The 24,185-nt window shown below is 71.7% G+C and carries 18 protein-coding genes; 14 read left to right on the top strand and 4 right to left on the bottom strand.

Translation table 11 applies throughout. The features are described from left to right. Nucleotides 1-251: 251 nt before the first annotated feature. Genes folP through WME96_RS39535 form a run of 3 tightly spaced genes read left to right on the top strand, consistent with a single transcriptional unit; the run spans nucleotide 252 to nucleotide 3,407 of the window. On the top strand, nucleotides 252-1,181 hold the full coding sequence (gene folP, locus WME96_RS39545; RefSeq protein ID WP_437286733.1) for a dihydropteroate synthase: 930 nt from the start codon (nucleotides 252-254) through the stop codon (nucleotides 1,179-1,181). Next, the gene (gene cdaA / locus WME96_RS39540) at nucleotides 1,174-2,472 is read left to right on the top strand and encodes a diadenylate cyclase CdaA (protein ID WP_437286732.1); all 1,299 of its coding nucleotides are present in this window, start codon (nucleotides 1,174-1,176) and stop codon (nucleotides 2,470-2,472) included. Before folP ends, cdaA begins: the two co-directional genes overlap by 8 nt. Next, on the top strand, nucleotides 2,469-3,407 hold the full coding sequence (locus WME96_RS39535; RefSeq protein ID WP_437286731.1) for a CdaR family protein: 939 nt from the start codon (nucleotides 2,469-2,471) through the stop codon (nucleotides 3,405-3,407). Before cdaA ends, WME96_RS39535 begins: the two co-directional genes overlap by 4 nt. Nucleotides 3,408-3,470: 63 nt before the next feature. On the opposite strand, the gene WME96_RS39530 is transcribed toward WME96_RS39535, so the two are convergent. Both WME96_RS39530 and WME96_RS39525 read right to left on the bottom strand, forming a co-directional pair. Continuing rightward, on the bottom strand, nucleotides 3,471-4,505 hold the full coding sequence (locus WME96_RS39530) for a BMP family lipoprotein (RefSeq protein WP_437286730.1): 1,035 nt from the start codon (nucleotides 4,503-4,505) through the stop codon (nucleotides 3,471-3,473). Nucleotides 4,506-4,582: 77 nt separating this feature from the next. After that, nucleotides 4,583-5,071 carry a nitrate reductase associated protein gene (locus WME96_RS39525; protein WP_437286729.1) on the bottom strand — a complete coding sequence of 163 codons (489 nt, stop codon included), beginning with the start codon at nucleotides 5,069-5,071 and terminating at the stop codon, nucleotides 4,583-4,585. An 86-nt stretch (nucleotides 5,072-5,157) separates the two neighbouring features. On the opposite strand from WME96_RS39525, the gene WME96_RS39520 reads away from it, so the two are divergent. The 3 genes from WME96_RS39520 to WME96_RS39510 all read left to right on the top strand — a co-directional run bounded on the left by WME96_RS39520 (nucleotide 5,158) and on the right by WME96_RS39510 (nucleotide 10,265). Beyond that, the gene (locus tag WME96_RS39520) at nucleotides 5,158-5,874 is read left to right on the top strand and encodes a hypothetical protein (protein ID WP_437286728.1); all 717 of its coding nucleotides are present in this window, start codon (nucleotides 5,158-5,160) and stop codon (nucleotides 5,872-5,874) included. A gap of 715 nt (nucleotides 5,875-6,589) precedes the next feature. Further along, the gene (locus WME96_RS39515; protein ID WP_437286727.1) at nucleotides 6,590-7,840 is read left to right on the top strand and encodes a serine hydrolase domain-containing protein; all 1,251 of its coding nucleotides are present in this window, start codon (nucleotides 6,590-6,592) and stop codon (nucleotides 7,838-7,840) included. 1,114 nt (nucleotides 7,841-8,954) lie between these two features. Further along, nucleotides 8,955-10,265 (top strand): carbohydrate porin, encoded by a 1,311-nt coding sequence (locus WME96_RS39510; protein WP_437286726.1) that lies wholly within the window; start codon nucleotides 8,955-8,957, stop codon nucleotides 10,263-10,265. A gap of 97 nt (nucleotides 10,266-10,362) precedes the next feature. Here WME96_RS39510 and WME96_RS39505 read toward each other — a convergent pair whose 3' ends face one another. Further along, nucleotides 10,363-11,166: a UPF0158 family protein gene (locus tag WME96_RS39505; protein ID WP_437286725.1), complete on the bottom strand. Its 804-nt coding sequence runs from the start codon at nucleotides 11,164-11,166 to the stop codon at nucleotides 10,363-10,365. 304 nt (nucleotides 11,167-11,470) lie between these two features. Then, the gene (gene glpK, locus WME96_RS39500) at nucleotides 11,471-12,982 is read right to left on the bottom strand and encodes a glycerol kinase GlpK (protein ID WP_437286724.1); all 1,512 of its coding nucleotides are present in this window, start codon (nucleotides 12,980-12,982) and stop codon (nucleotides 11,471-11,473) included. A 279-nt stretch (nucleotides 12,983-13,261) separates the two neighbouring features. Between glpK and WME96_RS39495 the strand changes: the two genes are divergently transcribed. The 8 genes from WME96_RS39495 to WME96_RS39460 all read left to right on the top strand — a co-directional run bounded on the left by WME96_RS39495 (nucleotide 13,262) and on the right by WME96_RS39460 (nucleotide 24,184). Then, nucleotides 13,262-15,193 (top strand): adenylate/guanylate cyclase domain-containing protein, encoded by a 1,932-nt coding sequence (locus tag WME96_RS39495; protein ID WP_437286723.1) that lies wholly within the window; start codon nucleotides 13,262-13,264, stop codon nucleotides 15,191-15,193. Between the two features lie 139 nt (nucleotides 15,194-15,332). Further along, the gene (locus WME96_RS39490) at nucleotides 15,333-16,286 is read left to right on the top strand and encodes an acetyl-CoA carboxylase carboxyltransferase subunit alpha (RefSeq protein ID WP_061619523.1); all 954 of its coding nucleotides are present in this window, start codon (nucleotides 15,333-15,335) and stop codon (nucleotides 16,284-16,286) included. Between the two features lie 56 nt (nucleotides 16,287-16,342). After that, nucleotides 16,343-16,735, top strand: coding sequence for a hypothetical protein (locus WME96_RS39485; RefSeq protein WP_437286722.1), 393 nt, complete (start codon nucleotides 16,343-16,345; stop codon nucleotides 16,733-16,735). After that, nucleotides 16,732-17,721 (top strand): Gfo/Idh/MocA family protein, encoded by a 990-nt coding sequence (locus WME96_RS39480; protein ID WP_437286721.1) that lies wholly within the window; start codon nucleotides 16,732-16,734, stop codon nucleotides 17,719-17,721. The genes WME96_RS39485 and WME96_RS39480 overlap by 4 nt, the downstream gene beginning before the upstream one ends. A 229-nt stretch (nucleotides 17,722-17,950) precedes the next feature. After that, entirely contained in the window at nucleotides 17,951-18,289 is a 339-nt protein-coding gene (locus WME96_RS39475; protein ID WP_437286720.1) for a gamma-butyrobetaine hydroxylase-like domain-containing protein, read from the top strand. Next, nucleotides 18,286-19,143: a ribosome biogenesis GTP-binding protein YihA/YsxC gene (yihA, locus tag WME96_RS39470; protein WP_437286719.1), complete on the top strand. Its 858-nt coding sequence runs from the start codon at nucleotides 18,286-18,288 to the stop codon at nucleotides 19,141-19,143. Before WME96_RS39475 ends, yihA begins: the two co-directional genes overlap by 4 nt. Nucleotides 19,144-19,353: 210 nt before the next feature. Beyond that, nucleotides 19,354-21,933, top strand: a complete 2,580-nt coding sequence (locus WME96_RS39465; protein ID WP_437286718.1) for a proton-conducting transporter transmembrane domain-containing protein — start codon at nucleotides 19,354-19,356, stop codon at nucleotides 21,931-21,933. Between the two features lie 7 nt (nucleotides 21,934-21,940). Further along, nucleotides 21,941-24,184, top strand: coding sequence for a complex I subunit 4 family protein (locus WME96_RS39460; protein ID WP_437286717.1), 2,244 nt, complete (start codon nucleotides 21,941-21,943; stop codon nucleotides 24,182-24,184). The last annotated feature ends 1 nt before the right edge of the window (nucleotide 24,185 follow it).

Genomic DNA, 24,185 nt, shown 5'->3' with positions numbered 1-24,185 from the left:
GTCAGCGTCGCGCGGAGCGTCGCCCCCGGCGCACGTCCCCGGACGAGGGGCCGCCCCGAACGAGAGGCAGCGCCCTGGAAGCCGGACGCGCGGCCGAATGTTGATGGCGGCGCGTCGTCCAACACCGGCGCGCGCCCACCGTACGCTGGAGCGCCGCGCCCGGACGCCCTCGCGATGTTCCAATTGCTCCCGGAAAACATCGATCGGAGCAGACAATTGCCGTTCGGCGCAAAAGTTGCTACCCACAGGAAATGTCCCCGCTGCGCATGCTGCTCGAACGCCGCAGGAGCGTGGTGATCATGGGGGTCCTCAACCGCACGCCGGACTCGTTCTCGGATGGCGGTCGCTTCGAGAATGAACAGACGGCGCTCGCCCAGATCGATGCGATGCTCTCCGAGGGGGCGGACATGATCGACATCGGCGCGGAATCGACGCGACCGGGGGCGCAGCCGGTGCCTGACGACGAGCAGATCGCGCGCATCGGCGGGAGCGTGCGCGACGCGGTGAAGAGGGGGGCCATCGTCTCGATCGACACGACCTCTCCTGCCGTCGCGGCGCGCGCGCTCGACGACGGCGCGGCGGTGGTCAACACGATCTCGCTCGACAGCGCGGCAGAGCTCGGCGCGCTCTGCGCGCGCCGGGGCGCGTCGCTCGTGCTCATGCACAGCCGCGGCCCGATGTCGGCGATGGCCGGCTTCTCCGCATACCCGGACGACGCGTACCGCGACGTCGTCGCCGACGTGGCGCGCGAGTGGTCCATCGCCGCCGCGCGCGCGCTCGACGCGGGCCTGCCCGAGGGCGAGCTCGTCCTCGATCCGGGCCTCGGCTTCGCCAAGAACGCGCGGCAGTCGATCGAGCTGTGCGCCCGGCTCGATGAGCTGTGCGCGCTCGGCTTCCCGGTGCTCGTCGGGCCGAGCCGCAAGTCGTTCCTCGCGCGCGCCGCGGCCTCCGAGCGCGGCGCGGCCGGCGGCGACGCGCTCGCGCCGCCCTCCGAGCGGCTCGGCGGCACCGTCGCGGCCGCGCTCGCGTGCGCGGCGCGCGGCGCCGCGGCGGTCCGCGTCCACGACGTCGGCCCGGTGCGCCAGGCGTTCGACGTGATGCGCGCGATCGAGCGCGCCGGCCCGGGCGGCCGCCGGCGCCCCGGTGCTCCCCTGAGCGAGGGGGCGCGCGCCGATGACTGACGGGTTCCTCCGCCTCTTCGCGGCGAGGCCGGTGACGCAGGTCGCCCGGGACCTCGTCGACATCTTCATCGTCGCCTACGTCGTCTACCGCGCGCTGCTCGTGCTGCGCGGGACGCGCGCGATGCAGATGGGCCTCGGGCTCGGCATCGTCTTTCTCATCTACCTCGGGGCGAAGGTCTTCGGCCTGACCACGCTCCTCAACCTCCTCTCGTGGCTGCTCTCGTCCATCATCCTCATCGTGGTCGTCGTCTTCCAGAACGACATCCGCCGCGCCCTCATCCGCGTCGGCGGCAGCAACTGGTTCACGAGCGGCCGCGAGCAGCAGTCGCGCGTCATCGACGAGGTGGTCGCGGCCGCGACCGAGCTCGCCCGCCACCGCATGGGCGCGATCATCGCCTTCGAGCAGGACGCGAACGTGCTGGAGTTCGTCAAGAGCGACGGCATCCACATCGACTCGGTCGTGACCCGGGAGCTGCTCGTGTCGCTCTTCGTCCCCGAGTCGGTGAACAAGCTGCACGACGGCGCGGTGCTGATCCGCGATCTCAAGATCGCGCGCGCCGGCGTCTTCTTCCCGATGCCCGAGACGAAGATCCTCGACGCGAGCCTCGGCTCCCGGCACCGCGCCGCGCTCGGCATCACCGAGGAGACCGACGCGGTCGTGGTGGTGGTCAGCGAGGAGCGCGGGACGATCAGCTTCTGCTTCAGCGGCAACATCGTCTCGAACCTCGACGGCCAGTCGCTGCGGCACGCGCTGCTCGGGCTGTTCGGCCGCTCGTCGCGCCGGCGGCGCTTCGCGAAGAAGGTGGCGCAGGGCGGCCGCGCGAGCCTCCCGACGCCGCCGGTCCGCAGCCCCGCGGCGGGCGCCCCGGCCGGCGCCGCCGCCGCGCCGGGCCACGAGCCCGGCAAGCCCGCCGCCGCCAAGCCCGCGCCGATCGAGGGCAAGCCCGCGGCGCCGATCACGAAGACGACCTCGATGATCAAGCCGCCCGCGGAGGGCGAAGCGCGGACGATGTCGAGGATGTCGACCTCCACGCCGATGCGCTCGGGCGCCGAGGCGCGCGCCCCGGCGGGGTCCAGCGCCGACCTCCGGAGCGCGGCGGCCGCGCCGGCGCCGCCGGACGGCGATCGCCCCTCGTCGGAGCGCGGCCGGCCGGCCATGGTCGACGTCCCGGCGGGCGCGACCGACTCTCCGGTCCCGTCGCAGCGCACCTTCGTTCCGACGGGGCAGGCCGCGGCGACCGCCGCATCCAAGGGGAGCGCGGAGGGCATGCCCCCGCGAGATGAGCCATGACGCTGGCCGGCCTCCGTGAGGCGCTCCGCGCGGCGCTGCTCGACAACCTCGGCCTCAAGCTCCTCTCGCTCACGTTCGCGCTGTGCCTCTACGCCTTCATCCACGGGGCGGAGAACGCGCAGCGCACCTTCTCGCTCGACATCGTCACGATCATCCCGCCCGAGTCCAGCAACCGGCAGCTCATGACCCAGGTCCCGAACGCGGTCTCGGTCACGGTGCGGGGCTCGCGCACCCAGCTCGACGACCTCCGCGCCGACGACCTCGGCACGCTGCAGCTCGATCTCCGGAACGGCACGGTCACGCGCATCGAGCTCGACAAGTCGATGTTCCACGTCCCGGCGGGGCTCACGGTCGAGCAGATCTACCCGCCGACGATCGATCTCCGCTGGGACGACGTCATCGTGCGCCCGATCCCGGTGCAGGTGCCGCGCACGGGGGACGCCGCGCAGGGGTTCCTCGTGAAGGGGACGGTCGGGATCGAGCCGGCGATGGTCAACGCCCGCGGCCCGCGCTCGGTCGTCGACGTGATGCAGCTCGCGCGCACCGCGCCGTTCGACATCAGCGGGCTCACCGAGGGCACCTACCAGCGGCTGCTCGCCCTCGATCGGCCGCCGAAGCTCGTGACGTACGACGTCGACAGCGTCATGGCGACGATCGAGATCGGGCGCGAGCTCGCCACGCGCACCTTCGATCGCAGGGTGGAGGTGGTCGGGATCCCGCGCGCCACGGTGACGCCGTCCATCGTGCAGGTGAGGATCACGGGGACGCCGGAGGACGTGGGCGCCGTCAACCCCGACGCGATCCTGGCGCGCGTGGAGCCCAAGGCGGCGAACCTCGATCTGAGCCAGTCGGGCAGCGATTTCCTCGACGTGCTCGTCGACGTCCCGCGCGTCACGGCCGAGGTCAACCCGCCCAAGGTGATGGTGAAGTGGTGAGCGCGCCGCGCTGACGCCCGCCGCGTGGACGCTCCGCCGCGCGGAGATCAACGCGGCGGCGCGTCAGCGCGACGGGACCTCGAGCTCGCCCCGCGCGATCCGCGCCGCGAGCGCGTCGACGCGCGCGCTCGCCCCGGCGGGGATCCCGGCCGCGTGCGGGCCCTCGTTCACGTAGCCGACGCCGCCCTCGGCCAGGCCGAACGATGACAGCCCGCCCTCGAAGCGCCCCTCGACGAGCGCGAGGATCACCTCGAAGACCGCCACGTCGGCGCGCTTGATCATGCTGGTGAGCACCGTCCCCGGCATCTCGTCGTGCTGGTCGCGGTCGACGCCGATCGCCTTGACGCCCATGTCGCGCGCCGCCTCGAACACGCCGTGCCCCGTCGCGCCGGAGACGTGGAAGAGGACGTCGGCGCCCGCCGCGGCCTGGCTCACCGCCAGCGCCTTGCCCTTCACCGGATCGCGGAAGGCGTCCGGCGTCATCCCGGCGTAGGCGACGCTGACGTCGCACGCGGGGCAGACCTCGCGCACGCCCGCGCGGTAGCCTGCCTCGAACCTGTGGACGAGCGGCATGTCCATGCCGCCGATGAAGCCGACGCGCCCCGTCGTCGTCGTGAGCCCGGCGACGGCGCCGACCAGGAAGGCCCCTTCCTCCTCGCGAAAGGTGAGGCCGGCGAGGTTCTCCGGCACGGCGCGGCCCGGCGTCGGCGCGAGATCGAGGCACGCGAAGCGGACGGCCGGGAACGCGCGCGCGACGACTTCCATGTCGGTCGAGAAGATGAAGCCCACGCCGATCACCAGATCGAAGCCGCGCGCCGCGAAGAGCCGCATCGCCGCCTCGCGGTCCTCCGCGCCGCTCGGCTCGAGCACCTCGGTCGTCACGCCGAGCTCGCGCGCGGCGCGGGCGAGCCCGAGGTCGGCCGCGTCGTTGAAGCTCTTGTCCCCGCGCCCGCCCACGTCGAACACGAGGCCCACGCGGACCGCCGCGCGCTCCCCGCCGCCCGGCGGCTCCTCGCCGCGGGCGGGGAGGAGCAGCGACGCCGCGGCGAGCGCCGCGACGGCGGCGGTGACACGGCGGAGGGACGGCGCGGCGGGCATGGGATCGAGCGGCGAGCGACGATAGAGGAGCGCCGCATCGCCGCATCGGCCGGGCGGGCTCGCGCCCGCTGGGCAGGTCAGCCGGGCAGGCTCGCGCCGCCAGCGTCCCGGGACAGCCCGAGCTCGCCGAGCAGCGCGCGCAGCTTCTCGGGCCCGCGCTTCGGATCCGCAAGCTTGACGAGAGCGTAGCGCTCCTCCTCCGTCAGCTCCGCCAGCCGGCCGAGCGCGGCCTCGTCGAGCGCGCCGCCCGGGCCGAGCCGGTCGCGCAGCCGCGCGATCACGGCGTCTTTGTCCCACGAGGCGCGGCGCACCGGCGCGTCCGCGAGGGGGGTGAGGGCGACCCCGGCGCGGGCCGCGAAGCCGCGGAGCACCTCCGCGTAGATCGCGACGTCCTCGTCCGTATCCACCGGCAGGTGGCACAGCGCGAGCCGCTCCGCGCGCGACAGCGTCTGCCACCCCGCGAGCGAGATCTTGAGCTCCGCGAGGTCCAGCTTCCGCCGCACCGCGAGCGGCACGCAGTCGAGCACGGCGTGGACCTCGCCCTCCAGCGCGAACTGCCTGTACATGGTCCCCATCTTATCGCCTCGCCCGGGCGATCCGCGAGCTGTCGTTGCGCCTGGGAGGCGCGATGCTCTTGCGGTAGCCTGCTCGCGTGCGCCGCCTCGGGATCTCCACGACGCTGATCGCGCTGCTCGCGCTCGCGTCGGTGACCCGCGGCGCCCGCGCCCAGGAGGCTCCTGTCGCGCCGCCGGCGCCGCCCTCGGCGGCCGTGGCGCTCGACCGCGTCGTCGTGCGCTGGCATGCGCCGGAGACCGGCGGCGTGCGCCGCCCTCAGTTCATCTTCGAGCGGGAGCTCGCCTTCGAGGCGCGCATCGAGGCGCTCGCCGACCCCGACGCGGAGCCCGGGCTGTACCGCGATCGGCACATCCGCGCCGCGCTCGACCGGCACGTCGCGGAGACGTTGCTCGCCAGCCTGCCGATCTCGCCCGCGCCGACCTCGGCCGAGGTCGCGCAGCGGGCCGAGGCGGCCCGGATCTCCCTGGAGCAGCGCGCCCGCGGCCGCGCGCGCCTCCTCGCCGCGGCGGCGGCCGAGGGCGTGAGCTCCGACGAGCTCGACGCGATGCTGCGGCGCCAGGCCCGCGCGAGCCTGTACCTGGACCGCATGGTCGCGCCGATGCTCGAGCCCAGCGATTTCGAGCTCAAGATCGCGCTGCGCTCCGGCGCGACGCCGTTCAAGGATCAGCGCTACGAGGACGTCGCCCCGGCGCTGAAGCGCTGGTACGTGGCGCAGCGGCTCGCCCAGGCGCTCGACGCGTATTACCAGAACGCGCGAGCCCGGGTCTCGCTCAGCATCGTGTCCGCGCGCTGAGCGCGGGAGCGCGCGCTGATCAACGGCCATCACCCGTCGACGCGGCGCGCGACGAGGCGGCCATGGGTCGCTCTTCACGGGTCGCCGGTCGCAGCTCGCCGGTCGCCAGCCACTTACAAGGCACGATAGCGCCGACCCGCCACGATAACCCACGACAGGCAGATGCGGCAGAGGCCGATAACGTGGGTGAATTCTGACTCTTGAACTCGAAGAACACTCAGGCGATACTCCTTCGTTGCCTGGTGTTCGCTCAGGCAGCTTGGAGCGCGGGCGCTCCCGTGCTGGCCGCGCGGGATGGGGGTCCAGTGCGCCGTATCCGTAGGGGTATTCGTCGGGGTTACATCCCGGCGATCGGCGCTGGAGGGCGCGTTCCAGGAGCCATGGGATAGAGCACGGGACCGCGGGCGGGCGCCGCTCGTGAGCCGCTGTAAGGCGCTGTGGCGCCCGGCCGGCGGGCTGCGGCGCGCGGGGCTCCCAGCGATGTCGCGCGGCGTCGAGGACACCGGGCGCCGGGCCGCTCACGGCCGCCGGTGACTCCGCGCGAGCCGCCCCGGCGCGCGGTCATCCACGCATCGACGCATCGACGCGCGCGGCTCTCGTCAGCGTCGCTGGAGAGGTCTCCGGGACGGCGCGCGGCGACAGGCATCGTGACAGGACCTCGCAAGGAGTTGTTCACATGGATCCCGTAGATCGTCCTTTTCATCGCAGGCATCTGTTGCGGGGACTCGGCGGCATCGCGACGCTCACCGCGATCGCGCCTGCGGTGCTCGGCAGCTCGTCCGCGCGCGCGACGACGACGACCGTGCTCGCCTCCGGCTTGCCGGAGGTGGTCGGTATGAGCTCGGAGCGCATCGAGGACGTCTTCGCGCGCGTGCAGCGCCGCGTGAACGACGGCCTCTTCCCGGGCGCGACCGCGCTCATCGCGCGGCGGGGCGTCATCGTGGGTCACCGGGCCTTCGGCAACAAGGTCGCCGGCTCGACCGAGCCGGTCACGCTCGACACGATGTTCGACGTCCTGTCCCTCACGAAGGTGCTGGCCACGGCGACGGCGGTCCTGGTGCTCAACCAGCAGGGCAAGCTCCTGCTCTCCGACAAGGTGGCTGCGTACCTGCCGTTCTTCGGCGCGAACGGGAAGTCGGGCGTCACCGTCCTCGACATGCTCCGGTACTCGGCCGGCCTGCCCGTCGACAACCAGCTCCTCGACGAGCCCAACGCCAAGACGGTCTGGCGCGCCATGGCCGAGACGCCGCTCGAGTACACGCCGGGCTCCTCTGTCCTCTACAGCGATCTCACCTACCGCCTGCTGGGCCGGCTGGTCGAGATCGTCTCCGGCACCGACCTGAGCACCTTCGCGCGCGCGCACATCTGGGGCCCGCTCGGCATGCACGACACGATGTTCAACCCGCCGGCGGCGCTCGCGCCGCGCGTCGCGGCGACCGGGTACTCGAGCCGCCGCGGCCGCCTCGTGCGCGGCGAGGTGCAGGACGAGCAGGACTTCGCGCTCGGCGGGATCACGGGCTGCGACGGCGTGTTCTCGACGGCCATGGACGTCGCGATCTTCTGCCAGATGATCCTGGGCCTCGGCAGCTACGGCGCCGTTCGGGTGCTCACGCCGCACTCCGCCGACAGGATGACGCGGAACCAGACTCCCCAGGTCACCGCCGCGGCGACGGACACCTCGCCGCTCAACAACCTCCTGCTCGCGCCGAAGGGGCTCGGCTGGGAGCTCTGGACCCCGCGCTTCTCGAGCGGCGGAACGCGCCTGTCGCCCGCGTCGTTCGGCAAGGCGGGCGGCGCCGGCACGTTCATGTGGATCGACCCGGCGCGCGAGCTGTTCGGCGTCCTGCTGACGAACCACGGGCTGCCGGAACCCTTCGACGAGATCGGTTGGAACCGCATGATCGACAGCATCGGCGTCGTCGAGTTCTTCGACGGGGTGATCGGCGCCGTCGCGGAAGAGTGCTGAGGGCCGAGCGCGGCCCGGCTCTCCCGAACATCGATCCGCCTCACTGCACCTCGCGCGCCCGGGACCGTGCCTGTCCCCCGAGCGACGCCGCCCGGCCGCGGCGAGAACATGGTCGCAACCCGAGGCGACCGCGTGACGCCTTACCTGGACCCGATCGCGTCCACCCACGTGCACTGCAATCGACACTGGCCCGCTCCGAACCTGCGTCGAGCGCTACGCTGTTGACGCATTGCGTAATCTTGCGGACCGGGGAGCACGTTTCTCACGCGATCGCCTCCTGCCGCTCGGCCCTGCGCGCGCGCGCAGGGTCTTCCCGCTCCAGCGGCGCTGTGGGCGCCCGCGATCGTCATTGAGGCTCCGCGGGCGCGAGGGGTCGCCCGGGCCTCAACCCGGTAGAGAGAGGCGCCGCCGCGGCGGCCTCCCGCCTCGCCCCGTGACGAAAAGCCGTGTTCGAGGTCCTGAAACAATGCGCCCTCCGGCGCCCGCCGCGGCCTCGCCGGGGCAAGAAAAGCGCGCGTCGCCGGGGCTCGCCAGCGCAGCCACCCAGTCGGCGCCACGCGCTCGACGCACTCCCGGCAATGCGCGCGGCGGCCGCGTGAATTCTTCTGGCAGCACTTCATCCGACGCGAGTCGTCTGACGCGAGCTGGTTTTGGTGCGGTGCGTCAAGAGCGCCGTGGTGCTCGCGCCGAGGAGCCGCCGATGCCGACGAAACCAAGTGATTTCGGTCACTTCATGATGACGCGCCGCGGAAGCCAACAAACTGCTGTAGGTGCTTCGGAGACCTTTGACATGAACAGAACGTTCCTGTTAACTGTGCCCCCCGCAAGCCCCGCGTGTGTGGCAGCGGGCGGCTCTGTCCCACAGAGCCAACCTTAGACTGTCTTGACAGGCCGCTTCCTCTGCCGCGCTTGGCCACCTGGCCAAACCACGTCCCACCACCCCAAGTACACTCCCAAGAATGGATAGGAGCGTCGTTCGATGACATCACTTAAGACAGACAGGTCGTCGGTTCCCAGCAAGCGAATCGCGGGTCGGCGCGCCGTAGTCCGAGCCCTCGGGCTGGTTGCCGCCTCGGCCATCTGCCTCACGGCGGCGCCGCGCTCGGCCCACGCCGTGGGTAGCGAGAACTTCGAGTGGCACTGGTACTCGCGCCTCGGCATGGCGTGGTCTGTCTACGGGCAGAACATCCAGGGCGCGTCGATGAACCTTCTCGGGTTCGGCATCGGCGGTCGTTACGAAGAGGACGACTACTCCGAGCCGTCGTTCGTCGCGCACGTGGTGAAGGGCGCGACGCCGGACGACTTCTTCGTGAAGTCCGAGATGACCTTCGCCATCTGGAAGCAGTACGGCGGGCCGTTCATGCAGCCCGCCTCGAACGGCGGCCAGACGATCACCGTCCAGTTCAACCAGGCGTACATCGAGGCCGGCAACTTCCTCACCCCGGGCCTCAGCGTCTGGGGCGGCGCGCGCTTCTTCCGCGAGCAGTACGCGCCCATCGGCGACTACTTCTACCTCGACGACCTCAGCGGCCAGGGCGGCGGCATCACCTACGAGAACCTGAAGCTCGCCATCCTCGGCTATCGCGGCTTCGGCGCCACCACCCCGGCGTACAACATCGACCTCAACGGGGACGGCGGCATCGACGTCGAGCGCTTCCGCACGATCTTCGCCGGCAACTACAAGTTCGAGTTCGGCGGTGAGGCCAAGCACCACGTCAAGGTCCACGCCGAGGCGCACGTCCTCCAGGCCGCGAAGCAGGGCTCGGGCATCCCGACGCCCGACAACGGCAAGGCCGACTTCGGCGGCGTCATCGGCGCGAAGCTCCACCTCGGCCTCGGCCAGGGCAACTGGAGCGACACGTCCGTTCGCTTCGGCACCGGCATCGCCAACGGCGCCGCCGGCGGCGCCAAGACGTACCAGACGTGGGGCGCCGCGAACGACGAGGGCACCTTCCAGGGCTCCTTCGGCATCGAGGCCGTCGAGCACGTCGGCTTCCGGATCGGCGACGCCGCCGCCCTCGAAGGCCTCGCCACCTTGCACTACACCAAGGCGGCCTACGAGGCGCCCGCGGGCGTCACCCCGACCGCCGCTGGCCCGCACGAGAAGCAGGTTGACTTCTCGGTCCAGGCGAACGCCACGATCTTCGCCCACAAGAACTTCCACCCCGTCGTCGAGGCCTCGTTCCAGGGCCGCAAGGACGGCGTGGCGGATCTCGGGACCGCGGTGAAGGTCTCCGTCGTCCCGACCCTCGTGCCCACGGGCGAGCTGAGCGCCGGCGCGCGTCCGCACTTCAAGCTCATCTACACGGCCGCGTTCTACAACGACGCCGCCCGCGAGCAGGCGCTGTCCGCCTACCTCCAGAGGACCGGCGCCGGGTCGAACGTCGGCCACTACATCGGCGCGCGCACCGACTGGTACTTCTAGACCCTGCGGCGACCGACTCCGCCGCTCCCCTCCGTTCGTTCCTCCCACCCTCAGGCCAGCGCTCCGGCGCCGCGATCGCGGCGCCGGGAGCGCGCCCTCACGCCGTATCGCTGCGCGACTCGCTCGCGATCTCCTGCGAGGCAGGACCGGCCTCCTCGTCGGACGGCCCCGGCGCCTCCTGGTAGTGGTGCGCGAACGAGCGCGCCGCGCGCCGCGCCTTCAGGAACTCCGCGAACGCCGTCAGCGTGTCGAGGTCGCGCGGGCCGAGCGCCTCGGCGATGTCGCGGAGGTTCTTGCGCAGGCTCTCCACGCTCTTGCCGCCGCGGCGAGGTTCCCGCACCTCCTCGCGCTCGCGCTCGCGCTCTCGTTCGCGCACGGGCGCCTCGGCCGCAGGGGCGACGGGGGCGGCCTCCGGGCGGGCCGGCACCTCCGGCACCCAGAGCGGACGGGGGACCGGGTTCAGCGCGTGCGCGCTCAGCCACGCCTCCATGAAGATCCGCAGCCGCTCGCTCCGGAAGGCGAACCAGCGCTCCCGCTCCGGACCGTAGGACATCAAGACATCCTTGAAGCGACGGAACGCGCCCTTGCCGTCGATGGCCTGGCTGAGCTTCGCCTGGAGCTCCATGTCTTCCACCATCGGGATGTAGCGCTCCATCCAGCGGTACTGCTCGCGCGAGCTCACGGGATCGATCCGGAGGTAGTTGGCATCGGCCGCGATGCGCGCGTGCATCTGCGGATCGGCCACGCCGTCGACGACCCGCAGCACGTCGCCCGTGCCGAGGTGCAGGTACGAGTGCACCTCTGGGGCGTTGTTCTCGAAGGCGTCCTCCAGCGCCTCCCAGTCGATCGGGATGTCGCGAACGGCCGTCCCGCCGGCTGAAGCATTCTCGGTAGTCGGCATGTCCTCCTCGTCTCCATCGAAAGCAGCGAGGCGGCGGTGGGCTGGCCGCGCGCCTCGGTTCAAGTGCACCAAGTTTGAACGGAAATGCGCCGTCGTCATAGCACTCTACGCTGGTTGGGGGCTTCTGGGCCTAACTCTCGCAACCTAGGGTTGATTCCTTGATCCGGAAGCCCGTTCGGCCGCCGAGCCGCGGCGCGATGACGGCTCGGGAGAGAGCTTCGGAAGACCTGGTTCAAGCGGAAATCAGCGTGGAAATTCGGGGGAATCGTCGAAGAAAGGTGCAAGGTCGAAGGACGCCGAGTGCTCAGGAACGCTGCGACCGCGCGCGGGCAACGGCATCGGCCCAGCGGCGGAGGTGGGCGGATCGATCCGCTTCGCTCATCGCGACCTGGAAGCTCTGCCCGACACGGGACATGCGGGCCGAGTCCTCCTTCGTGCGGAAGAGGCCGGCCCCCACGCCGGCGAGCATTGCGGCGCCGCGCGCCGTCGTCTCCAGGTCGGTGGGGCGCTCGATAGCGACGTTCGCCACGTCCGCCTGGAACTGCATGAGCAGGTCGTTCGCGGCGGCGCCGCCGTCCACGCGCATCCGGCGCAGCGGGTGGCCCAGGTCGTCGGCCATGGCCTGGACGAGATCCGTCACGGAGAGCGCGATTCCCTCGAGCGTCGCGCGGGCGAGGTGCGCCGCGGTCGTGCCGCGCGTGACGCCGGAGATGATCCCGCGGGCGTCCGGGTCCCAGTAGGGCGCGCCGAGCCCGGAGAGCGCCGGGACGAACGTGACGCCCTCGCTGGAGGGCACGGCGCGGGCGAGCGCCTCGATCTCCGCCGCGCTCTTGATGAGGCCGAGGCCGTCACGGAGCCACTGCACCGCGGCGCCCGCGATAAAGGCGCTCCCCTCGAGCGCAAAGACCACCTCCGCGCCGATCTTCCAGCCCACGGAGGTGAGCAGGCCGAAGCGGCTCCGGAGCGGGCGATCGCCGATGTTGGCCAGCACGAACGCCCCGGTGCCATAGGTGCACTTGGCGTCGCCCGTCGCGAAGCAGGCCTGGCCGAAGAGCGCCGCCTGCTGGTCGCCGGCGATGCCCGCGATCGGGATGCCGTCGGGCAGGTGAGGGAAGCCGCGAGTCTCGGCGATGCGCCCCGCCGATCCGACGATCTCCGGCAGGAGCGGGCGCGGGATCTGGAGCATCGCGAGCATCGCGTCGTCCCAGCGCAGCGACTCGAGGCTCATGAGCAGGGTGCGCGACGCGTTGGTGACGTCGGTCGCGTGCACCGGCGAGCCGCCCGCGACGTCGCCCGAGAGGCGCCAGACGAGGAAGCTGTCGACGGTCCCGAAGCACAGCTCGCCGCGCTCGGCGCGCGCGCGCGCGCCCGGCACGTTGTCGAGGATCCACGCGAGCTTCGTGCCGCTGAAGTACGGATCGAGCACGAGGCCGGTCGTCTCTTCGACCGCCTGCTCGTGGCCCGCGGCGCGGAGCTCGGCGCAGCGCGCCGCCGTGCGGCGGTCCTGCCACACGATCGCGCGGTGGATCGGGCGGCCCGTCGCGCGCTCCCAGACGAGCGTCGTCTCGCGCTGGTTCGTGATGCCGATGGCCTTGATCGCGCTGCCAGCCACGCCCGCCGCCCTGAGCGTCTCGCCCACGGCGTCCTGAACGCTCTGCCAGATCTCCTCCGGATCGTGCTCGACGAGCCCGGGCTCCGGGAAATGCTGGCGAAACTCGCGCGTCGCGCGGCCCAGCGTCGCGCCCGCCGTGTCCATGAGGAGGGATGTCGTGCCGGTGGTGCCCTGATCGATGGCGAGGAGGTACGCGGAATCCATGCGGCCGACTAACGCGGCGGGGTGTGGGCGCATAGCAGTTCTACGCGCCACGTCCAGATGGACTATGGACGAAATACTGATCATACGATCAGTTATGGCGAGGTCCGCTGTTCAGGCGGGCCGACCCGACCGCGCGCTCCGGGCGGTGTCCCGCGCTCCGTGTGCGCGGGGCGGCGCGGCCTATTCGCCCGGGCTCGCCTGCGCTCATCCGGGGCGGCCCCGGAAGGCGGGCCGGAAAGATTGTCGGTCCGTGCCGGGCTGGGTAATCTCCCAGAACCGATGGCCCGCCTCATCCTGCAGACCGCCGAGGGCCAGCAGGCGATCGAGCTGCGGCCCGTGAACTCGCTGGGGCGCCACCCGAACAACTCCATCCAGCTCCTCGACAAGATCGTCTCGAAGGAGCACTGCATCATCGAGCAGCGGGGCGATCACTTCGTCCTGCGCGATCTCGGGAGCCTGAACGGGACGTTCATCAACAGCGAGCGTGTCCGGGGCGAAGCGCCGCTCAAGCACGGGGACGAGATCGCCCTCGGATCCACGCGCGGTCGGTTCGACGATCCGGGCGCCGCCGTCGCCCAGCCGATCGCCCAGGGCTGGCCTCCCGGGGTGAACCACCAGGGCGGAATGCCCGCGCAGCCGGCCGGGTACGGGCATCCGCAGCGCGAGGGCGGCTATGCGGCGCCGCCTCCGCCGCAGTACGCGCGCCCGCAGCAGCAGCCGGCGCCGCTCGCGGGCACGCCGGCGGCGCCGCCGGTGACGCGGCCGCCGGCGTACGCGCCGCCGCCGCCCCCGCCGCCGCTGCCGGGGCCTGGCGGGACGGCGCCGCTGCCGGGGCGCTCGGGGGCGCACGGCGGATCGTACGTCGCGCAGGGCACGCGCATCGACGTGAACGATCAGGCCCGACAGATCGGGACGCAGATCGCCGCGGTCGACAAGGGGTTCCTGGCGTTCGACCGGATCGCGAACGACATGAACCAGCTCCGCGCGGACTACGAGCGGCTGCGCCTGTCGCACGAGCTGTCCCGCGAGATCGCCGCCGAGCGCGACACGACCAAGCTGCTCGAGAAGATCCTGACGAGCGTCTTCAAGTTCATCCGCGCCGACCGCGGGGTGATCTTCCTGCGCAACGAGAGCGGCGAGCTCACGCCGCAGGCGATGCAGCGGCGCGACGGGACGACGGCGCCGATCAGCGTGTCGTCGACGATCCTGAACCACGTCGTGCACGAGCGCGCCGCGGTGCTGACCCACGACGCGGCGATGGATTTCGCGGCGTCGAAGGGCAAGAGCATGATCCTGAACCGGATCAGCTCGGCGATCGTCGCCCCGCTCGTGGCGCCGCTGCAGCACAACAACGAGGTGCTCGGGGTGCTCTGGCTCGACTCGGAGACCCTCGCGCAGTTCCAGCCCAAGGACCTCGAGCTCGTGACGGCGATCGCCTACCAGGCGGCGATGTTCATCGAGATCAACATCCTCGGGAAGAAGATCGAGAACGAGATCGTCACGCGGGAGCAGCTCCGCCGGCTGCTCTCGCCGAACATCGCCGAGCGCGTCCTGAGCGGCCAGCTCGCGGTGAAGCAGGGCGGCCAGCACGTCGAGGAGTGCACCGTCTTCAACAGCGACATCCGCGGCTTCACGCGCATGGCCGAGAGCAAGCGGCCCGAGGAGCTCGTCGTGATGTTGAACGAGTACTTCGAGCGGATGGTCGACACGATCTTCCAGTTCGAGGGCACGCTCGACAAGTTCATGGGCGACGGGATCATGGCGCTCTGGGGCGCGCCGGTCGCCCACCGGGACGACGCGGTCCGCAGCGTGGAGTGCGCGCTGAAGATGGGCGAGGTGCTCGGCGAGTTCAACCGCGAGCGGCTGGAGAAGGGCGAGCCGCCGCTCGCGGTCGGCATCGGGATCCACACCGGGCCGCTCGTCGCCGGGTACATCGGGAGCTCGAAGGCGCTCAGCTACACGGTGATCGGCGACGTGGCGAACACGTCGGCGCGGCTCTGCTCCATCGCGCTGGCCGGGCAGATCGTCATCAGCGACACGACGTACGCGCAGCTCGGGGGCAGGTTCGAGACCGAGGAGCTCCAGCCCGCCCGGGTGAAGGGCAAGGACAGGCCGATCCCGATCTACAACGTGATCCGGAGCCGGCCGATGGCGCAGGTCCCGGCGAACGCCTTCCTCAACCCCGAGCCGACGAACGCCGCGCAGGAATGACGGCGCAGGAATGACGGCGATGACGCGGCGCTTCGGCCGAGGGGCGCGCCGGCCGCGTCATCCGCGCCGCCTCCCGCCGATGCGGCGCGGCAGCACAGCGCCGTAGCCGTCCGCCCGCTGCAGCGTTAGGGTCCGGCCCGTGGCTGCTTCCATTCTACCTTTTGAGAGACCGGTCGCTGAGCTCATCGAGAAGGTGCGGGAGCTGCGCGCGCTCGCCGCGGCCGACCCGCGGTTCGAGCCGGAGCTCGCGCAGCTCGAGGACAACACGGGCCGGCTGGCGCGCGAGATCTTCGCGGGCCTCACGCCGATGCAGAAGGTGCTGCTCTCGCGGCACGCGAACCGGCCGTACACGCTCGACTACATCAAGCGGCTGTTCACCGACTGGGTCGAGCTGAAGGGCGATCGGCGCTTCGCCGACGACTGCTCGATCGTGGGCGGGCTCGCGACCTACCACGGGCGGAGCGTCGTCGTGGTGGGCCACCAGAAGGGGCGCGGCGCGAAGGAGAACGTGAAGCGCAACTTCGGGATGCCGCACCCCGAGGGCTACCGGAAGGCGATCCGGCTCTACGAGATGGCCGACAGGTTCGGGCTGCCGATCCTGACGTTCATCGACACCATGGGGGCCTACCCGGGCATCGGCGCCGAGGAGCGCGGCCAGAGCGAGGCGATCGGCGCCGCGCTCGCCGCGATGGCGCGGGTCGGGGTGCCGATCGTGGCGACCGTCATCGGCGAGGGCGGCTCGGGCGGCGCGCTGGCGCTCGGCGTCGCCAACCGGGTGCTGGTGCTCGAGTTCAGCTGCTACTCGGTCATCTCGCCGGAGGGGTGCGCGGCGATCCTCTGGAAGGACGGGGCGCGGGCCGACGAGGCCGCGGAGCGGCTCAAGATCACCGCGCCGGATCTGCTGCAGCTCGGCGTCGTCGACACGATCGTCGAGGAGCCGACCGGCGGCGCGCACCAGGATCACGACGAGGCGGCGGCGCGGCTCGACAAGGCGCTCTGGGCGACGCTCACGTCGATGGACGCGCTCAGCCCGGAGGAGCTCGTCGACGACCGGTACCGCAGGTTCCGCGGGCTCGGATCGTTCGTCGGGTAGCGCTGCCCGGCGCTCCGGCTGGCTCTCCCCGGGCGCCGGGGCTATACGGCTCGCGGATGGACTACGGCAAGGCGCTGCGGACGCTGCTGCTCGTGGGCACCAGCGCGGTCGCCGCGGGCGTGGTCCTCCGGGTGCAGTCGAGGTTCAACGCCTCGGACCGCAGGGCGGCGCTCGGCGTCGTGCAGCAGCACCGCCCGGAGGGCGGCCGGAGCGCACCGGAGGCGATCGGCGCGCGGCACCCGGGCAAGGCGCCCGTCTGGAGCGCGTCGACCGAGTCGGCCTGCCTCCAGCACGTCCGCGTGCGCGCGACGATCGAGGGGGAGCCGGCGCTCTTCTACGACTTCCTTGTCGACATCAACGGCCCGTCGATCCACCCGGGCAACGGCGAGGGCGAGGCGATCCTGCGCGAGCTCACCGCCACGCCGGCCGCGTCCGCGGGGGCGCCGTGAGCGTCCGGGTCGCGCTGGTGGGCTGCGGGCGGTGGGGGGAGAAGCTCCTGCGCGCGCTGTCGGAGAACGCGCGGGCGCGCGTCGTCGCGGTGGCGGACGTCGATCGCGGGCGCCTGACGCGGGCGCGCGCGCTCGCGCCGCGGGCGCGGCTCGTGCGCACGGTCGACGAGGCGCTGGCCGCGCGCGTGGACGCGGTGCTCATCGCGACGCCGGCGGCGAGCCACGCGGAGCTCGCGCTGCGCGCGATCGAGGCCGGCGCGGACGTGTTCGTGGAGAAGCCGCTGGCGCTGTCCGCGATCCAGGCCGACCGCTGCGCCGCCCGCGCGGCGGCGCTCGGCCGGATCGGCATGGTCGGCCACCTGCTCCGCTACCACCCCTCCGTGGTGCACCTCGTCGCGCTCGCGCGCGAGCGGCGCCTCGGCGAGCTCGTGAGCTTCAGCGCCGCGCGCCTGTCCACGGCGAGCGCCGGCGGCGGCGGGGCGTCCTCGGCGCTGTGGACGCTCGGGCCGCACGACCTCTCGGTGCTCGCGGCGCTCGATCCGAGCCCGGTCGTCGAGTCACGGGGCCGCCTCTCGCCCGGCGGCGAGCGCGTCACGGTGGAGGTGCGCCTCGAGAGCGGCCTCGCCGCGCAGATCGAGCTCTGCTCGTCGAGCCCGACCAAGGAGCGGCGGCTGCGGCTCGCGGGCAGCGCGCGCGTCGCTGTCTTCGATGACGTGCGCGCGCCCGACCGGATCCTGTTCCTGGACGGGCGCGGCGCCGAGGCGGGCGAGCGCGCCGAGCGGGGCGCGCTCGCGCCGTCCGGGCACGAGCTCGAAGTGCCCTGGCGCGAGCCGCTCTCGGTCGAGATCGAGCACTTCCTCCGCTGCGTCGAGGAGCGCACGCCGCCGCTGACGCCGCTCGACGAGGGCGCCGCGGTGGTGCGGATCCTCGAGCGCGTCGAGGCGACGCTCGCCCCCGTCGAGGCGCGGGCGGTCGCCGCGGGGTAGCCCGGAGGGGCCGCGCCCCGCGGGAAGGGGAGGGCGCCGGGGGGCGTCCGGACGGCGCGGCGAGCGCGGCGAGGACTGACGGCCGGGCGCTGGATCGCAGGGATCTCCGGATTGGCGCGGAACGTGGAGCGTGGAGGCGAGCGCGCGCGGCAGGCGTGCGGCTGCCGTGGGGTCGCCGCCCTTTGCAGCGCCGGATCGGCGTGGTACTGCCGTCGGCTGGAAGGGTAAGATGCCGCAGGATCCGAAGATCACACCCACGCAGGTCAAGGCGCCGCACGGAGCGCGGGTGATGGAGATTCACTGGGCCGACGGGCACCGCGGCGTCCTTCCGCACGAGATCGTGCGCGGGTACTGCCCGTGCGCGAACTGCCAGGGGCACGGCGGCACGATCAACTTCGTGCCCGGCGGCGACCTGAACCTCCGCGAGATCGAGCAGGTCGGCAACTACGCGCTCCAGTTCACGTGGGGAGACCGGCACGACTCGGGCATCTACACCTTCCGGTACCTGCGCTCGCTCTGCCAGTGCGACGAGTGCAAGCCGCAATTCCAGCCGCCCCACTCCAAGTGACCGCCCGCCGCGCACAGAAGGCGCAAGCCGCTCCGAAGGCTCAGGCCGCTCCGAAGGGGCACGCCGCTCCGAAGGCTCAGGTCGCTCCGAAGGGGCACGCCGCGCCGCCGGCGCGCGCCGAGCGGCAGCTCGATCCGTTCCAGATCGTCGATTCCTCGTTCGTCGCCGGCGCGGGCACGCTCTCGTCGCTCCCTTCGCCCGCCAGCGCGGAGGTGGCGTTCGCGGGGCGCTCGAACGTCGGCAAGTCGAGCCTCATCAACACGCTGGTCGAGCGCAAGGGGCTCGTCCGGACGAGCTCGAACCCCGGCTCGACGCGGCAGATCAACTTCTACGAGGCCCGGGCGCGCGACGGCGCGGTGTTCCATCTCGTGGATCTGCCGGGGTACGGCTTCACCCACCGATCGAAGTCCGAGAAGGCGGCGTGGGCGTCGCTGATCGAGGCGTACCTGCGCGGCCGCGTCACGCTCGCCGCGGTGCTGCTCCTCGTCGACGCGCGCAGGGGCCTCGAGGAGGACGATCTCGAGCTCGTCCGCTTCATCGAGGCGTCGCGCGACGTCGCCCGACGGCCCGTGGAGCTGCTCCTCGTCGCGACGAAGGTCGACAAGGTGCCGCGCTCATCGGTCCGGCGCGCGCTGGATCAGCTCGCCTCCGCGGCCCCGCGGACCGCGGAAGGCGCGCTCCGCCGCGCGGTCGGCTTCTCGTCGATCACCGGAGAGGGCAGGCGCGATCTGTGGCTCGCGATCCGGCGCGCGACGCTGTTCGGCGTCGGCGCGCCGGAGACGCGCAGCGACGCACAGGAGACGCGCAGCGACGCGACGGCGCCGAGCAACGGCGAAACGGCCGAGGACGGATGACGCTGCGCGGGTGCGAGACGCGCGCCGCATCGGCGCGTCGCGCCCCGGATCAGCGCCGATGGAGGTATTGACCCGCCCTCCGGCCCTCCATTAACGTGCGGCTCCTCCGGCTTCGCGGGGGAGTCAACAGAGCCGACAGTCACGCTGTCGCGCGGCGTTTTCAGCGCAGAACGCGCGCGGCGGCCCACGTTCCCACCGGCTGACCCTACGATGCCCGACTACTCCGGCCAGGTCACGCACGTCCACGCGTCGCTGACGCCGCTCTGGTGGATCCCGCTCCTGCCCCTGCTCGGCGCGGCGGTGAACGCGCTCTTCGGCCGGGCGCTGCAGCGGAGCGCGTTCGGGCGCGACCTGTCGAAGCGGCTCCACATCGGGAGCCTCGGCGTCACGCTCGTCGCCGTGGGCGCCATGCTGGGCGCCTTCGCGCTCGGGCTCGCGAACTTCGTGCAGCTCGCCGGGCTCGATCCGGGCGAGCGCGCTCTCTACAGCTTCGCCTGGAAGATGGTCCGCATCGGGTCGCTCGACGCGAACTTCGCGTTCCTGATGGACCCGCTGAGCGGCGTGATGACGCTGATCATCACCGGCGTCGGCGCGCTCATCCATGTCTACGCCGCGTCGTACATGGAAGCGGAGCCGGCCTACTGGCGATTCTTCACGTACCTGAACCTCTTCGTCTTCTCGATGTTGCTCCTCGTGCTCGGGGACAACTTCATCGTGATGTTCTTCGGCTGGGAGGGCGTCGGCCTCTGCAGCTATCTGCTCATCGGGTTCTGGTACAGCGACTACAAGAAGGCCTCTGCCGGCATGAAGGCCTTCGTCGTGAACCGGGTCGGCGACTGGGGCTTCGTGTGCGGCCTCGCGCTCCTCTTCTGGGGCCTCGGCGCGAGGTGGCTCGACGACGGCCGGTACCTGTCCGACTACCGCGCGCGCTTCATCGCGGTGGCCGGGGAGGCGCACGGCGATCAAGGCGCCTCCGCCGGGACGCGCGACGCGGCGGGGCAGCGCAGGACACCGCGGCTCGCGGGCGCGAAGGGCTATCTCACCTTCACCGGCCACCCCGGCGCGCGCGTGTACCTCGGTATCGCGAACGCGGCGCAGCTCGCCTCGAACCCGCCGCCGTTCGGCGTCTCGCCCTTCATCCGCAAGGAGATCGACGCCGGGGTGCACTCCGTTGTGATCGTGCCGGGCGACGGCGCCGTGATCGGGGGCGACGGCCTCGAGATCGCCGCGATCGATCGGATGCGCGTCGAGCCGGGCAAGGAGGTCGTGGTGGCGACCGTGGGCTCGACGGTCACCTTCCGCGAGATCCACGATCAGCTCGTGATCAAGGACGCGAGCGGCAAGGCCTTCCTCAAGGATGCCCTCCAGTCGAAGACGGTGTGGGGCGGCGTCGCGCTGGTCACGCTGGCCTGCCTCTTCCTGTTCGTCGGCGCGGCCGGCAAGAGCGCCCAGATCCCGCTCTACGTCTGGCTGCCCGACGCGATGGCCGGCCCGACCCCCGTCTCCGCGCTGATCCACGCCGCCACCATGGTCACCGCCGGCGTCTACCTGATCGCGCGCCTCAGCTTCGTCTACGCGCTGAGCCCGGTCGCGAGCGGGATCGTCGCGCTCGTCGGCGCCTCGACAGCGCTCTTCGCGGCCACGATCGGCTTCTTCCAGTACGACATCAAGAAGGTGCTCGCCTACAGCACGGTGAGCCAGCTCGGCTTCATGTTCATCGGGGTCGGCGTCGGGGCGTACTGGGCCGCCGTGTTCCACCTGATGACGCACGCCTTCTTCAAGGCGTGCCTCTTCCTCGGCTCGGGCTCGGTGATCCACGGGATGCACGCCGTGGAGCACGACGAGGCCGCGGCGCAGGACATGCGCAACATGGGCGGCCTCCGCCGCGTCATGCCGCGCACGGCGCGGACTTACCAGGTGGCGTGTCTCGCCATCACCGCCGCGCCCATCCCGTTCCTCGCCGGGTTCTGGTCCAAGGACGAGATCCTCTGGAAGGCGTTCGGCACCGAGAACACCGGTCCGATCCCGGGGCTGCTTATCTACGGCATGGGCCTGGCGGCGGCGCTCGGCACCTCGTTCTACATGTGGCGGAGCTACTACCTGACCTTCGAGGGGCCGCACGCCCGCAAGGAGATCAAGAAGAAGGTCCACGAGTCGCCGGCGGCGATCACCGGGGTGCTCGCGGTCCTGGCGCTCCTGTCGGCGATCGCCGGCGTGGTGTTCGGCTTCTCGAGCCACTTCATCGGCGGCCACGGCGAGGCCCTTCTGGAAGAGTGGCTCCATCCGGTGTTCGCCCACGCGGACGTCTCGTTCCGGCGCCACGGGCTGGGGCTGGAGCTCGCGCTGATGGCGATCTCCGTCGGCGGCGCGATCGGCGCCTTCTCGCTCGCCCGCGCGCGTTACGGCGAGCGGCGCTCCCCGCGCTGGGAGTCCGAGGAGCGGCGGCTTCCGGGCTTCCAGCTCCTCTCGAACAAGTACCACGTCGACGAGATCTACGACGCGACCGTGGTGCGCGCCTTCCTCTCGCTGCGGCTCTTCTTCGCCGAGATGGATCGGTGGATCGTCGACGGCCTCGTCAACGGCGTCGCGGTCCTGGCCCGGGCCGCGGCCTGGGTCACCGGCGCCATCGATCGGTACCTCGTCGACGGCGTCGTGAACGTCGTCGCCGAGGGCACGCTGAGCGCGGGAGAGAAGCTCCGGTCCCTGCAGACAGGGCGCATCCAGAGCTACATCTACCTTCTCCTGGGCGGCGTCGCCTTGCTCAGCATCGTTCATTATTTCCTGCGGTGAACGGCGGATGTCGAACCTCTCCTTCGTCAACATGCCTCGCGGATTCGCCCTCGCGAGCTCGGGCAGAGCCACCACGATGAAGCTCCTGTTCTCCCTCCTGGCCGCGCTCTCCGTCGTGCTCGGGGCGGCGCTGCCCGCGCGGGCGCAGGCGCCGGGGGCGGCCGAGCCGCGCGGCCAGATCGCGCTGCGCGCGGAGGCGCCCGGCGCCCCGGTCGAGCTCGCCGCGAGCGGGCCGGACTTCGCTGGCTCGTTCACGATCGAGAACCGCGGCGACGGCCCCCTCCGGGTGACGCGGGTGATCGTGCGCACGTCGCCCGAGGATCCGCGCGTCCCGCCCGGTGTCAGCGCGGAGCTCGAGGGCGGCGGCACCGCGGCGACCCTCGCGCCGGGCGCGAGCCGGAAGGTCCTCGTCCGGTGGAAGACCGCGGGCGCGCGCGCGCGCGAGCTCTACGGGCACGTCGTTGTCGAGTCGGACGCTGTCGCGGGCGGCGCGGCCGGCGTGGTGCAGCCAGCGCGGACCGTGGCGATGGGCATCCACGCGGAGCGCGGCCTCGGCTTCGTCGGCGACCACATCCTCTCGCTCATGACGTTCCTGCCGCTGCTCGGGGTGGTCGCGGTCTTCCTCGCGCACGTCCTGCGCCTCCGGGACGACAGGAAGCTCCGGCTGATGACCGTCGTGCTGATGGGCGTGAACCTCGTCCTCGCGGGGTGGCTCTACGCCCAGTTCGACCGGGGCTTCACCGCGGCCGACGGCAACGACGGCTACCAGTTCATCGAGCATGGCGTGTGGATCCGCTCGCTGAACGTCGAGTATTTCGTCGGCGTCGACGGCGTGTCGATCTCGATGGTCCTGCTGACCGCGCTGATCTCGTTCGTGGGCGCCCTCGCGAGCTACAGCGTCCAGGATCAGCTCAAGGGCTATTTCGCCATGTACAACCTCCTCGTCACGGGGATGTACGGCGTCTTCATCGCCCTCGACCTGTTCCTCTTCTTCGTGTTCTGGGAGGTGATGCTCCTGCCGATGTACTTCCTCATCGGCATCTGGGGCGGGCCGCGGCGCGAGTACGCGGCGATCAAGTTCTTCCTCTACACGCTGGCCGGCAGCGTGTTCATGCTGCTCGCGTTCATCTGGTTCTACCTGAACGCCGGCCACACCTACCTGGTCGACGGCCAGGCGACCGAGCGCATCTTCTCGATCCCGGAGCTCTCGCGCGTCGCCTTCACGGCGCAGGGGCTGGAGATCCTCGGCATCGCCGCGGTGAAGGTGGTCTGGATCTGGCTCTTCGTCGGGTTCGCCATCAAGATCCCGATGTTCCCGTTCCACACCTGGCTGCCGGACGCCCACGTGGAGGCGCCCACGGCGATCAGCGTGATCCTCGCGGGGGTGCTCCTCAAGATGGGCACCTACGGCATCCTCCGCATCAACTTCTCCCTGCTGCCCGAGGCGACGCAGTGGGCCGCGCCGGCGATGGCGGCGTTCGGGGTGGTCAACATCCTCTACGGCGCCTTCTGCGCCATGGCGCAGAGCGACCTGAAGAAGCTCGTGGCCTACTCGTCGGTGAGCCACATGGGCTTCACGCTGCTCGCGCTCGGCGCGATGACGCCGCAGGGCATCCAGGCCTGCCTCGTCCAGATGTTCAACCACGGCCTGATCACCGCGATGCTCTTCACCCTGGTCGGCGTGATCTACGACCGCGCGCACACCCGCGACATCGACAAGTTCGGCGGCCTCGCCTCGGAGATGCCGCTCTACACGGCGCTCGTGGGCTTCGCGTTCATGGCGTCGCTCGGCCTGCCCGGCCTGTCGGGCTTCTGGGGCGAGGCGATGACGTTCATCGGCGCCTTCCCGCGCTACCGCGCCCTCACGATCCTCGCCGCCATCGGCGTGATCGTCACCGCGGCCTACCACCTCTGGGCGCTCCAGCGGATGTTCCTCGGCACGTTCCGCGCGTCGTGGCGGCAGAGCAAGTACCTCGAGCCGTTCGGCGGGAAGTTCCCCGAGATCAACCGGCGGGAGCTCGCGTCGATCGCGCCGCTCGCGGCGCTGGTCCTCGTCCTCGGCTTCTGGCCGCGCCCGCTGCTCAGCCTCATCGACCGCGGGGCCCTCGAGGTGCACCGCCTCGTCGACAGGCCGGGGCAGTTCCAGATCGCCGGCGCGCCCGGCGTGGACAGCGCCGCGTCGGCCCGCGCCGCGCGGGCCCCGGAGGAGGGCGCCGCGGCGGGCCGGGGTGCCCTCGCCAGCGCCAGATAAG

The organism is Sorangium sp. So ce406, from assembly GCF_051474675.1.
In the GTDB taxonomy this organism is placed as follows: Bacteria; Myxococcota_A; Polyangia; order Polyangiales; family Polyangiaceae; genus Sorangium; species Sorangium cellulosum_G.
Note: the sequence above shows the minus strand (reverse complement) of the source record. Positions and strands in the feature narration are given on the sequence as shown.